Annotated in this window: 12 protein-coding genes; 9 read left to right on the top strand and 3 right to left on the bottom strand. The window is 69.6% G+C overall.

The window, feature by feature from the left end; all coding sequences use genetic code 11:
- Positions 1 to 11 precede the first annotated feature (11 nt).
- The 3 genes from ACWDNU_RS12540 to ACWDNU_RS12530 all read right to left on the bottom strand — a co-directional run bounded on the left by ACWDNU_RS12540 (position 12) and on the right by ACWDNU_RS12530 (position 3,044).
- Positions 12 to 947, bottom strand: a complete 936-nt coding sequence (locus ACWDNU_RS12540) for an ABC transporter ATP-binding protein (protein ID WP_378402349.1) — start codon at positions 945 to 947, stop codon at positions 12 to 14.
- 235 nt (positions 948 to 1,182) lie between these two features.
- Positions 1,183 to 1,839: a response regulator gene (locus ACWDNU_RS12535; protein WP_370932876.1), complete on the bottom strand. Its 657-nt coding sequence runs from the start codon at positions 1,837 to 1,839 to the stop codon at positions 1,183 to 1,185.
- Entirely contained in the window at positions 1,836 to 3,044 is a 1,209-nt protein-coding gene (locus ACWDNU_RS12530; protein WP_449668953.1) for a sensor histidine kinase, read from the bottom strand. Before ACWDNU_RS12530 ends, ACWDNU_RS12535 begins: the two co-directional genes overlap by 4 nt.
- A 166-nt stretch (positions 3,045 to 3,210) precedes the next feature.
- On the opposite strand from ACWDNU_RS12530, the gene ACWDNU_RS12525 reads away from it, so the two are divergent.
- From ACWDNU_RS12525 to ACWDNU_RS12485, 9 genes are all read left to right on the top strand, one after another.
- The gene (locus ACWDNU_RS12525) at positions 3,211 to 4,755 is read left to right on the top strand and encodes a dynamin family protein (RefSeq protein ID WP_370932877.1); all 1,545 of its coding nucleotides are present in this window, start codon (positions 3,211 to 3,213) and stop codon (positions 4,753 to 4,755) included.
- Positions 4,756 to 4,787: 32 nt separating this feature from the next.
- Positions 4,788 to 5,381, top strand: coding sequence for a hypothetical protein (locus tag ACWDNU_RS12520; protein ID WP_370932879.1), 594 nt, complete (start codon positions 4,788 to 4,790; stop codon positions 5,379 to 5,381).
- A gap of 138 nt (positions 5,382 to 5,519) precedes the next feature.
- A complete protein-coding gene (locus tag ACWDNU_RS12515) occupies positions 5,520 to 5,999 on the top strand; it encodes a YqeB family protein (RefSeq protein WP_449668894.1) in 480 nt (159 codons plus the stop codon).
- A 7-nt stretch (positions 6,000 to 6,006) separates the two neighbouring features.
- On the top strand, positions 6,007 to 6,609 hold the full coding sequence (locus tag ACWDNU_RS12510; protein ID WP_449668893.1) for a TetR/AcrR family transcriptional regulator: 603 nt from the start codon (positions 6,007 to 6,009) through the stop codon (positions 6,607 to 6,609).
- A 69-nt stretch (positions 6,610 to 6,678) separates the two neighbouring features.
- On the top strand, positions 6,679 to 7,143 hold the full coding sequence (gene grpE / locus ACWDNU_RS12505) for a nucleotide exchange factor GrpE (protein WP_370932883.1): 465 nt from the start codon (positions 6,679 to 6,681) through the stop codon (positions 7,141 to 7,143).
- Positions 7,140 to 8,966 carry a dynamin family protein gene (locus ACWDNU_RS12500; RefSeq protein ID WP_449668892.1) on the top strand — a complete coding sequence of 609 codons (1,827 nt, stop codon included), beginning with the start codon at positions 7,140 to 7,142 and terminating at the stop codon, positions 8,964 to 8,966. Before grpE ends, ACWDNU_RS12500 begins: the two co-directional genes overlap by 4 nt.
- A 7-nt stretch (positions 8,967 to 8,973) precedes the next feature.
- Positions 8,974 to 9,576, top strand: coding sequence for a hypothetical protein (locus ACWDNU_RS12495; RefSeq protein ID WP_449668891.1), 603 nt, complete (start codon positions 8,974 to 8,976; stop codon positions 9,574 to 9,576).
- Positions 9,577 to 9,674: 98 nt separating this feature from the next.
- Entirely contained in the window at positions 9,675 to 10,367 is a 693-nt protein-coding gene (locus ACWDNU_RS12490; RefSeq protein WP_370932888.1) for a hypothetical protein, read from the top strand.
- 435 nt (positions 10,368 to 10,802) lie between these two features.
- Positions 10,803 to 12,623 carry a phosphoenolpyruvate carboxykinase (GTP) gene (locus ACWDNU_RS12485; RefSeq protein WP_370932890.1) on the top strand — a complete coding sequence of 607 codons (1,821 nt, stop codon included), beginning with the start codon at positions 10,803 to 10,805 and terminating at the stop codon, positions 12,621 to 12,623.
- Positions 12,624 to 12,649: the final 26 nt, after the last annotated feature.

Here is a 12,649-nt window from a genome sequence, read left to right as displayed (position 1 = left end):
CGAGAGTGTGGTCAGCGGATGGCCGCGGCCTGCTGCGCCTCTGCCTCGAGCCCGGTGTGGTACTCGACGGAGTCGCCGGTGATCTGCATGAAGGCCTGCTCGAGCGAGCCGGTCTGCGGGCTCAGCTCGTGCAGCACGAGGTTCGCCGAAGCGGCGATCTCGCCGATCTTCGCACTGTCCATTCCGGACACGATGAGCGCTTCGCCGGAATCGGTCACCTGCGCGCTGGCGGAGATCAGCTGCTGGCGCAGCGCCGGAAGCTGCGGCGAGCGCACCTTCACGGTGTTCTCCGCGGCCCGCGCCACGAATTCCTCAGTGGTGGACTGCGCGATCAGCTGGCCCTTGCCGATGACCACGAGATCGGTCGCGGTGAGCGCCATCTCCGAAAGCAGGTGGCTCGACACGAACACGGTCCGGCCCTCGGCGGCGAGGCGCTGCATGAACTTCCGGATCCAGAGGATGCCCTCCGGGTCGAGGCCGTTCACCGGCTCGTCGAACAGCAGCACCTCCGGGTCGCCGAGCAGTGCGGCGGCGATCCCCAGCCGCTGCGACATGCCGAGCGAGAACCCGCCCGCCCGCTTGCCCGCGACGCTGGTGAGGCCGACGGTGTCGAGCACCTCGTCCACCCGCGCCGCCGGGATCCGGTTGGACCGGGCCATCCACTGCAGGTGCGCGCGGGCCGAGCGGTTGGGGTGCACCCATTTCGCGTCGAGCAGCGCGCCGACCGTGCGCAGCGGTTCCTTCAGGTCGTGATACAGCTTCCCGCCGATCCGGACCTGGCCCCCGGTCGGGTTGTCCAGGCCGAGGATCATGCGCATCGTCGTGGACTTGCCTGCGCCGTTCGGACCGAGGAATCCGGTGACTTTCCCCGCTGCCACGCTGAACGACAGGTTGTTCACCGCGAGCGTGTTCCCGTAACGCTTGGTGAGACCTGTTGCCTCGATCATCCCCTGCTCCCTCTACGGCGGTGCTGACGGAATTCATCCTGTCTCAGCTCGGCCGTTTTCGCGTCATCCCGTGGACCGAACCGGCTACCCGACCTGAGTAGTACTCAATCGTGTCGCAGGGTTGAGCGCGATGGGGGATGTCCCTGAGCCGACCCTGAACTTTGCCCGAACCGCCAAGACCCCGCTACGAAATCCGCAGCGGGGTCCGGTGTGGACACTATCCGAATTGGACGCTTCAGCCGATCCCCGGCCGGGCGAGCCCGGTCTCGTACGCGAGGACGACCGCCTGCACCCGGTCGCGCAGGTCGAGTTTCGACAGGATCCGCCCCACGTGTGTTTTCACCGTAGCCTCGGAAAGGAACAACGTCTCGGCGATTTCGATGTTCGACATGCCTTTCGCGATCAGCACGAGCACTTCGCGTTCGCGGTCGGTCAGCACGTCGAGTTCGGCCGGATCGCGCATTTCCGCGCCGCCGGAGCCGACGAACCGGTCGAGCAGCCGGCGCGTGACCGAGGGCGACATCACCGCGTCGCCCTCGGCGACCGAACGCAGCGCGGACACCAGGTAGTCCGGCTGGGTGTCCTTGAGCAGGAAGCCGGACGCGCCGCCCTGCAGCGCGGCGTAGACGTACTCGTCGAGGTCGAAGGTGGTCATCACGAGCACCCGCGCGGTGCCGGCCGCGACGATCTGTTTCGTCGCCTCGACGCCGTCGAGCACCGGCATCCGCACGTCCATCAGCACGACGTCGGGCCGCAGTTCCGCGGCCATCCGCACGGCTTGCGCGCCGTCGCCGGCCTCCCCGACCACGTCGATGTCGGCCTGCGCGCCCAGCACCATCCGGAACCCGACGCGCATCAGTTCCTGGTCGTCGACGACCACCACTCGGATCACGAGTTCAACCTAACCGGCAGCACCGCTCGCACCTGCCAGCCACCGCCGGCGGCGGGGCCCACCTCCAGAGTTCCGCCGTACACGTTCGCCCGCTCCCGCATCCCGATCAGCCCGTTCCCGCCCGCGACCGACAGCCGCGGCGCCGGCTGCCGAGCCGTCGCGGTCGATCCCGCTGCGGAGGTGCCGCCCGCGCCGACCTGTTCCAGCCGCCGGGCCCGCCCCGCGCCGTCGTCGCGCACGAGCACCTCGACCTGGTCGCCGGTCCGCTGCACCCGCACCGCGGCGCTGGCCCCGGCACCGGCGTGCTTGAGCGTGTTGGTGAGCGATTCCTGGACGATCCGGTAAATCCCGAGCGACACCCCGGCGGGCAGTTCGTCCAGTCCGTCGCCGAGGACGAGGTCCACCGGGACGCCCGCGGCGCGCATCCGTTCGGCGAGGTCGCCCAGCGCGGTCGCGTCCGGCTGCGGCACCCGCGGTTCGTCGTCGCCGCGGTCGTTGCGCAGCACGTCGAGCAGCCGGCGCAGTTCGCCGAGCGCGCCGCGGCCGGTTTCGGAAATCGTCCCCAGCGCGCGTCCGGCCAGCTCCGGATTGGACTTCAGGGCGAGCGCCGCGCCGTCGGCCTGCACGACCATCACGCTCACCGAATGCGCCACCACGTCGTGCAGCTCCCTGGCGATCCGGCCGCGCTCCTCGGCCACCGCGATGCGCGCGGCCTGGTCGCGTTCGGTCTCCAGCAGATGCAGCCGGGCTTCGAGTTCGCGCTGGTAGGCGCGGCGGGCGTACATGAACTCGCCGAGCAGCCAGCAGAAGGCGATGGTGAAGGCGCTGAACAGCAACTGGGCCGCCATCGACGGCTCGGGTTTGACGATCGCGGTGACGACCATGGCCACCACGAACGCGCCGCCGTAGAGCAGGCCTTGCTTGCGTCCGACGTAGACCTGGACCGAGTAGAGGCTGATCGCGAGCGCGGCCAGACCGGAAACTCCGAGGTCCAGCGCGCTGTGCGCGAACGAAATCACGTACACGAGGTACGCGGCGAGCACCGGCCGTTTGCGGCGGAAGACGAGCGGCGCGACCACGGCGAGGTCGATCGGGACCGCGACGAACCAGTCCGGGCCGGGCAGTTCCGGGTCGATGCCGCCGGTCGCGAACACCAGGATGTCGAACGCGGCGAGGAACAGCGCGAGCAGCGAGTCGCCCACCATCGGGTGGGCACGCATCCAGAGGCTGAGCCGTCGCACGACTCAACAGTAGGTCGCGCGGCTGGCGGGCGCGTCGGTCGCGGGTAGCACCTTCGGTGCGACCGAAGGATGACCGGCATGCGACGATTCCCGCACGGGTGAGGGAACGAGCCGGAAGGGGGCCGGGGCGGTGACGGCAGCGGCGGAACGGGGACGGCTCGCCGGCCCACTGTCCGCGTCGGTGGCGGAGCTGTGCCACCGGCTGCGGTCCCAGGTGTCGCCGCGCACGGCCGCCGGGTTCGCCGAGGTGCTGCGCCGGCTGGGCGCGCCGCTGCAGGTGGCGGTCGCCGGGCGGATCAAATCGGGCAAGTCGACGCTGGTCAACGCGCTGATCGGACGGCTGGTCGCGCCCACCGACGTCGGCGAGTGCACGCGGCTGGTCACACGGTTCCAGTACGGCACGGTCGACCGGGTCGAGGTGGTGTTCCTCGACGGCCGCAAGCAGGTGCTGCCGTTCGCCGCGGACGGATCGATCCCGGCCGAGCTGGGTGTCGACATCTCCGAGGTGTCGCACCTCGAGGCGTACTTGACCAACGCGGTGCTGCAGGACATGACGGTGATCGACACTCCGGGTCTCGGGTCGCTCGACGCGGCGTCGGTGTCGCGGACCGAGCAGTTGCTGGGCGCGGCCGAGCAGGACGAGGGCTCCGACGACCTCGACGACACCTCGCGCAACGCTGTCGCGGGCGCCGAGGCCGTGCTGTACGTGGTGACCCAGGGCGTGCGCGCGGACGATCAGCAGGCGTTGGCGGCGTTCACCGCCGCGACCGCGAGCCGCGAAGCGGGGCCGGTCAACGCGATCGCAGTGTTGAACAAGGCGGACACGGTCGTCGCGGAATCTGTCGAAGGCTCCGGCGGAGACGTTTGGAAAGCCGCGCAACTGCTTGCCGAGAAACAGGCCGCGACGCTGAAGCCGCGGGTCGCGGACGTGCTTCCGGTGATCGGCCTGATCGCCGAATCGGCCGAGTCCGGCGGGTTCACCTCCGCGGACGCCGAAGCGCTCGGCCAGCTCGCCGCGCTCGACGACGACATCCTCGAAACGATGCTCATCGCGGCCGACATCTTCACCAGCTGGGAGTGCGACATCCCGACCGGGATCCGGTTGCGACTGCTGGAGAAGCTCGATCTCTTCGGAATCCGTTGTGCGGTGGACGCGATCCGCGCGGAACCGGAGATCACCGCGGGAGCGTTGCGCCGCAAGCTTCTCGATATCTCCGGACTCGACGCGGTCCGCCGCCGCCTGTCGATCGTCTTCGCCGCGCGCGCGGACGGGATCAAGGCGGCGGCCGCGCTGGCGTCGGTGACCGCGTTGGCGCACACGTCCGGCGACCCGGGCGAACGGCAGCGCGTGCACGACGCGATCGAGGTGCTGCTGGCGCGTCCGGAAGCACATCAGTTGCGGCTGCTGGAGGCGTTGACGCTCGTCGCGTCGGGGGCGGTCGAGATGCCGGAAGACCTGGCGGAAGAGGTGCTTCGGGTCGGCAGCAACGCCGACATCGGCGCACAGCTCGGCCTTCCCGGCGCCCCGCGTCCGGAACTGGCGGCGCACGCGCTGGAACGCGCTGGCTGGTGGCGTTCTTTCGCGTCGTTCGGCGCGACTCCGGCGCAAAGCCGCGTGGCCCACGTCGTGCACCGCGCCTATTTCCTGATCTGGCAACAGATTCGCGAACAGTAAACAACTCGGCCGCGACGCGTAGGCTGAATGTCGTGCGGCTGGAGGACACCACCTCGTGGCGGGTGAACTGGGGGAGCGACCACGACGTCGACGTGGCGTTGTTCCTCCGGGACGTGCTCGCGCTCTCGATCGCTGACGGCCAGCTGCTCCCGCCAGTGGAGCCCGCGGTCCCGGTGCACGTCCCGCCCGCCCTCGACCGCGCGGCGGTGCAGGTGCAGTGGGAACCGTGGTGGAACGGCCTGCTGAGCTTCCTGCGCGAGCGCGGTTCGGCCCGCACTCGCCGCAAAAGCCCCGCTCCCGGCGACGGTTCGGCGATCGACCTCGCGGCACAGCACTTCGCCCCGGCCGCCGCTGAACACTTCGCAGCGGCACGCCGCCCGGTCTCGTCCGGCTTCCATCGCCGCCAGATCCTCGCTGGCGAACGCCTCGGCCGCTTGGTCCGCGAAACCGAAGTCGAGCTGGGCCGCCGCGCCCGGCCGTTCCGGCTGTCGGTGCTGGAGATCCCGGTCGCGGGCCGGGTGTGGCTGCGGACGGCGGAGCACCAGGTGCTGGTCTCGTCTCGGCTGGCCGCGGATGTCCCGGCGCTTGATGCGGCCATGCGCTCGCTGATCCACGAACTCGCCTGAAACAGCCCCAATGTGGCATTGGGTGCATCTGACGCACCGAACGCCACATTGGGTGCATCTGACGCACCCAATGCCACATTGGGGCGCTCGACCAGGCCGGACATTGATAAACCGAGTGCGCGGTCTAATATTGCTCCCATGGAGACAACGGTCGACGAACCGGCGTGGCTGCGCCGTGGGTCCTGGCTGGCCTGCCCGGTCGGCGGGGCGCTGCTGGGCTGGGGGGTGCAGGCGCTCGCCGACTGGATCGCGTCGTTGCCGTGGTTCCCGGTGCAGGGCCCGTTCCGGCTGCTGCACCAGATCCCGCAGCCATGGCGATTGATCGGCGCGATCGTCGTCGGCGTGCTGCTCGGAGTGGCGTTCGCCTGGATGTGGGCGTGGGACCGGCTGATCGTCACGGTGTCCGCCACCCGCGTCACGCTCGAACGACGGGAGCGGCGCCGGCGCATCGACACTCCCCTCACCGCCGTGTTCGTGGACGACGGCAAGCTCGTGCTGCTCGGCGAAAACGACCGGGAGATCGCCCGCGAGAAGACGGACCTGCCCCGGCGGCAGTTGGCCGAGGCGTTTACGACCCACGGCCGCCCGTGGCTCGACGAACCGCCGCCTGAGCGATGATGTCCCAGTGGTGAGGACGGTCGATCCCGAGAAGCACGCGGCGAAACGGCGCGCGATTCTCGACGCGGCAGCCGGGTGCTTCGCGCGCGACGGCTTCGAAAAGACCTCCACCGCGGACATCTGCCGCGCCGCCGGGATCAGCTCCGGCAGCCTGTTCCACTACTTCCCCAGCAAGCGCGCGGTCTTCGTCGGCATTTTCGAGGCGGACACCGCCGACAACGAGGAATTGCTCGCCGCCGCGGTGGAAATGGCCGACCCGTGGGAAGGCGTGCTCGCCGTGGTCGCGCGGATGACGTCGGCGATCGTCCTGCCCGGCGTCGTGCGGCTGATCCTCGAAGCAGCCGCACAGGCCGCGCGCGATCCGGAGTTCAACGAGCTGATCCGCAGCAACGACGACCTCATGCGCGTCGGCCTCACGGGCTTGGTCGACCGCGGCGTCCGGACCGGCCGCTTCTCCCCCATGCTGTCCCCGGCCGACGCGGGAAACTGGATCGTCGCGCTGGTCGACGCCTTGCTGTCCCGCGCGAGCCTCGATCCCGACCTCGACGTCGAGCACGAGCAGGCGGTGCTGCGGCAATTGCTGACGCGGATTCTCGGCCCGTCTGAGTGATCCGCCCCCGCCGCACGCCGGGGCGCCGCAAACTGGTGGAATCACGGAGACGGCCAGGGGAGGGTCTTGATGGCGTGGTTCGGCCACGAGGAAGCAGCCGACGCGGCCGAGGCGCCGACCGGCGAGATCAGCGCGGAGGCTCTCGCGCGGATCATCGCCGAAGCGGACGGAACCGCCGCCGCGGCGGATGCGTCGGATCCCGATGTGGACCTCGTAGCTGCCCCGGGTGACCTCGAACGCGCGCTGTCCGACCGGCAGGCGCTCATCCAGCTCTGCCTGTACGCGCTGGACCGCGCCCGCAGCAGCGGCGTCGTGGAACGGCTCGAACACGGGCTCGCCGACATCGGCGTCACCGCGTTGCGCGCCGAAGGCGAACGGTTCGACCCGGCGCGTCACGAGGCGGGCGGCGCCGTGCCCACCGACGATCCGGAGCTGGAAGGCGTCGTCGCGGAGACCGAGGTCGTCGGGTTCGCCGACCAGGAGCGGCTGTTGCGCGCGCCGATCGTCACCGTCTACGCGAAGCGGGCGCAGTGACCGCACCGACGCTTCCCGCTCAAGTCCAGGCCGCTCGCGAACAGCTGCTCGGCGTCGTCCGCGAGGCTGATCCGCAGGCCGCCAAATGGGTCGAGGACCAGCGCAAGGCCCGCTCGGAGAAACCGTCCGTGGTGGTCGTCGGCGAGACGAACCGCGGGAAGAGTTCGCTGGTCAACGCCCTGCTCGCGACCCCGGGACTGTCCCCTGTGGACGCTGACGTGGCCACCGCGACCTACCTCGTTTTCGAGCATTCGCAGCAGTGGGGTGCGCAGGCCTGCTACCCCGGACAGCTGGCTTCGGTGCCGTTCGACCTGACGCAGCTGGTCGACTGGGTGTCCGCCGCGCACGAGCTGCCGCCGGGACAGCTGCCGCCGCGCTACGTCGAGGTGTCCGGCCCGGTGCCGCTGCTGGAACGGCTCACGCTGGTCGACACCCCGGGCGTCGGCGGCCTCGATTCGCTGCACGGCGAACTGGCCAAGGAGGCCGCCGCTGGCGCGACCGCGCTGGTGTTCGTGGTCGACGCGTCGGCTCCGTTCACCTCCACCGAGCTGCAGTTTTTGCGCGAGGTCGCGGACCGCGTGGAGACGGTTGTCTTCGTACTGGCCAAAACCGACGCGTTCCGCGGCTGGCGCGAGATCCTGGAAGCCGACCGGCAGCTGCTCGCCGAACACGCGCCGCGCTTCGCCGACGCGGTCTTCCACCCGGTGTCGGCACGCGTGTTCGAGACCGCCGCGAAGGCGCCGAACGAGCAGGTCGCCGCCATGCTGCGGGAGAAGTCCGGCATCGCCGCGGTGCAGGTCGCACTGCAGGAACTGCTGGTCGGCCGGTCGATGATGTTGAAGGAAGCCAACACGCTCCGCTCGCTTTCGAGCGCGCTGGCCGGGATCAAAGCGAAGCTGCAAGCGGAAAGCCGCGCCCTGTCGGCAGGCGAAGCGGAAGCCGAACAACTCCGTGCCCGCCGCGACGATCTCCAGTCCCAACGCCGCACTTCCACCCGCGGCTGGCAGTTGCGGTTGCGCGGCGAAATCCAGCGCACGCGGGTCGAGGTCGGCCACGAGAGCAGCCGGGAAATGCGCGAGGCACAGGCGCAGTTCCGCCAACGCATTGACGCGGCCAAGCGAGACGAGCTGGCCGCGCTGCCGCAAGAAGTGGACATCGCGCTGCAGACCGCGTCGCAGCGAGTGTCGATGCAGCTGTCGCAACGCCTGAACCAGGTCACGAACACGGCGTTGTCGGAGCTGTTCTCCGCCGAGGAACTCGACGTGATCCGCGCCCAGTTCGCCCGCGCCGGAGGCCCGCCGGTCGTGCTGCGCCCGCCGGACAAGAAACCGCCGACGGCCGAAGACAAACTGCTGGTGTTCATGGGCATTTCCGGTGGTGTCGGCGCGGGAAAGATCGCCGCCCTGCCGCTGGCGGGAGTCGCGATCCTCAACCCAGTCGTGCTCCCGGCGACCATCGTGATCGGCCTCGGCGCGGGCTGGTGGATGGCGCGCACTCGCAAGCACGCCTCGGACAAACAGCACCTGAAGCAATGGCTGGTCGAAGCCATCGCCGACGCCCGCTCGACGCTCGACCAGCTGATCGCCGAACAACTCATCGAGGCCGAACAGCAGCTGTCGCTCGCCCTGGACGAGGCGCTGGGCCGCCGCATCGAGGCGATCGAGGCGGAGCTGAAGGAGGTGGACCAGACGATCAAGATGAGCGCGCAGGAGCGGGCGAAGAAGATCGCGATCGTCTCGAAACGCCTCAAGGACGTCACCGAAGGTCACACCCGGGCCGAGACCTTGCTGTCCCGCATCCGCACGGTCCGCGATCGGGCATGATCAGCCGGTGACGTACGGACCTGGATCTCCGCCGCCTGGACCGCAACCGCCGCGATGGGGCGCGCCGCCTGCTGGCCCGCCGCAGTGGGGAGTGCCGTCAGCCCCGCAATGGGGCGGCCCGCCCCCGGTGAACCCGGGCGGACCCGCACCACAGTGGCAGCCGCCGAAGAAACGCCGTCGCGTCGGGTTGATCATCGGGGTCTGTCTCGGCGCCGTGGTGCTGCTCGGCGGCGGCGGTTTCGCGATCTTCGTCGTCGCGACCGACGACAGCGTCGAGGTGCACCGCCCGGCAGGCGGTCCCGAGGTCGTCGTCCGGGCCTACGTCGACGCGGTCAACCGGCGCGACCCGATCGGTCTGCAGAACGTCGACTGCCACGCCTCCACCGAGTACCCGGCGACGCGGTCGGTCGAGCGCTTCGCCAAGGACAACGTCTCGATGCGCGCCGGCAAGCCGACCACTGGCCCCGGCGACGGCGCGTTCTTCGAGGTAGAGGTCAGTCGCGACGCGCATCCGCCGACGACCACCCGGCTCGATCTGAACCGTGAGGAAGCGGGGACCTGGTGCGTCTTCGTCACCGGCTCCGGGCTTCCGGTCAACTTGCCGCCGTGAGCAGGTGATCGGCTTGTGGACGGGAACCGAACCGGCCTAACGTGAGTCATACCGAGCGAAACCAGCGGCAGACCCGGCGTAATAAGGGGGACCAACCCATGTGGGTCGACGAGAGCGGCGGCACTGACGCGACCGGCCACGAGGCCTTGACCGTCCACGTCGACGGCCAGGAGTACCAGGCCGAGGTCAACTACGACACTGACCACGACGGGGTCGCCGACACCGCGGTCGTCGAGCACGACGACGGCACCGCGCAGGCGTTCGCCGACACCGATCACGACGGCGTCGCCGACCACTACGCGGTGCTCGACTCGACCGGGCACGTCGTGGACCAGGCGGTTTACGACGAGAAGACCGGCAGCTGGGTCGAATCCGGCCACGGCCAGTCCGGCTCGGACGGCACCGACACGCACTCCCAGGACACCTCGACCACCGGGCACATCCACGCCGACCTGCCGGACGGCAACGTCGACGCCGGGGTCGCCACCATCGACACCGACCACGACGGGCACAACGACACCGCGGTCGTCGAGACCAAGTCGGGCGGCACGATCGCCTTCACCGACACCAACGGCGACGGGCAGGCCGACGTCGCGGTGCAGGTCGGCGCGGACGGTTCCACCCACACCTTCGAGCACACCGGCCAGGGCCAATGGACCGAGACCGACGGCGCGAACCACGCGGTGGCGGACCCGGGCAGCGATTCGGCCTGGGGCGGCGAGGGCGCGCAGCTGCTCAGCGGCGTCGCGAAGATCGACAGCGGAACCGGGCAGTGGATCAGCCCCAACTGAGCCTTCGGTAACTGACGTCACACGAACGGGTCCGGCCGCGCGCCGGGCCCGTTTCGCTGTCTCCGGGACGCCAAAGCCCGACCCCCTCCGGGCGCAGGAAGCAAACCGGCGCCCGGCAGCGTCCGGCGAAGATCGGGACTGATCAGCCCAGCTCCGGCATCCGGCACGAATGCGACGCGGGCCACGCGGAAAGATTTTCGGCGCTGGCCCGTTCCGGTGAAACTGAATCGATTCCCTTATCGTTCTTGTGAGAGAACCGACAGGTCAGCTCTCGGTTACCTGCCGTCCATCCGGCTACAGTCGGGGAATCCCAAAACCCGCACACCGGTCTTCCGCCGGTGTGCGAAGCCATTCGGTCGCCGGCAACGAAGCCCGCACCAAGAACACTGTCGTTCGCGGTGTGGGCTCTTTTGTCGTCGGAAGTCAGGAGTAGAGATGACCGCAGTCGCCATCCCCGGACTGGACAACGCGCCGACGACGCACAGTGGCGTGCTGTCCTGGGTCCGGGAGGTCGCCGAGCTGACCACCCCGGACCGCGTGGTGTGGGTCGACGGGTCTGACGAGGAAGCCGCCCGGATCAACCAGGAGCTGGTCGACGCCGGCACCTTCGTGAAGCTGGACGCGAAGCCGAACTCCTACTGGGCCACCTCGGACCCCGGCGACGTCGCGCGGGTCGAGGACCGCACCTTCATCTGTTCGAAGGAAGAGAAGGACGCGGGCCCGACGAACAACTGGGTGGCCCCGGCCGAGATGAAGGCCACCATGACGGAGCTGTACCGCGGCTGCATGGCCGGCCGCACGATGTACGTCATCCCGTTCTGCATGGGCCCGCTCGGCGACGAAAACCCCAAGCTGGGCATCGAAATCACCGACTTCGCCTACGTCGTCGCGTCGATGCGCGTGATGACCCGCGCCGGCAAGGCCGCGCTGGACAAGTTCGTCAAGCCCGACGGCACCGAGGCCGAGTTCGTGCCCGCGCTGCACTCGGTCGGCAAGCCGCTCGCCCCGGGCGAGAAGGACGTCGCCTGGCCGTGCAACGAGACCAAGTACATCTCGCACTTCCCGGAGGAGCGGCTGATCTGGAGCTACGGCTCTGGCTACGGCGGCAACTCGTTGCTGGGCAAGAAGTGCTACTCGCTGCGCATCGGCTCGGTCATCGCCCGTGACGAGGGCTGGCTCGCCGAGCACATGCTGATCCTCAAGCTGATCTCGCCCGAGGACAAGGTCCACTACGTCGCGGCGGCGTTCCCGAGCGCCTGCGGCAAGACCAACCTCGCCATGCTGCAGCCGACCATTCCGGGCTGGCGCGCGGAGACCCTCGGCGACGACATCGCGTGGATGCGCTTCGGCGAGGACGGCCGCCTGTACGCGGTGAACCCGGAGTTCGGGTTCTTCGGCGTCGCGCCGGGCACCGACAACCACACGAACCCGAACGCCATGCGCACGATCGAGAAGGGCAACACGGTCTTCACGAACGTGGCGCTCACCGACGACGGCGACGTGTGGTGGGAGGGCATGGAGAACAAGCCCGCGCACGCGACCTCGTGGAAGCACCAGGACTGGACGCCCGACTCCGAGGAGAAGGCCGCCCACCCGAACTCGCGCTACTGCGTGCCGATGTCGCAGTGCCCGATCCTCGCGCCGGAGTGGGACGACCCGAAGGGCGTGCCGATCTCGGCGATCCTGTTCGGCGGCCGCCGCAAGACGACGGTGCCGCTGGTGAACCAGGCCCGCGACTGGCAGCACGGCGTGTTCATGGGCGCGACCATGTCGTCGGAGACCACCGCCGCGGCGGTCGGCGCGGTCGGCAACGTGCGCCGCGACCCGATGGCGATGCTGCCGTTCCTCGGCTACCACGCCGGTGACTACTTCAACCACTGGCTGAACCTGGGCAAGAACGCCGACGCGAACAAGCTGCCGAAGATCTTCTACGTCAACTGGTTCCGCCGCGGCGACGACGGCCGTTTCCTGTGGCCGGGCTTCAGCGAGAACTCGCGCGTGCTCAAGTGGGTGCTCGAGCGCGTCGAGGGCAAGGGCAACGCGGTCGAGACCCCGGTCGGCTTCGTGCCGAACGCCGAGGACCTCGACCTCGAGGGCCTGTCCGAGCCGGTCGAGGACATCCAGGCCGCGCTCGAGGTGCGCAACGAGGAGTGGCGCGAGGAGCTGCCGCTCATCGAGGAGTGGTTCGCGAAGATCGGCGAGGTGCCGTCCTCGCTGCGCGACGAGCTCGACGCGCTGGCCCAGCGCCTCGGCTGACGCAGTTTGAAGAAGGGGACGTTCGC

Source organism: Amycolatopsis sp. NPDC003676 (assembly GCF_053587275.1).
This window is presented reverse-complemented; position numbering and strand designations above follow the sequence as displayed.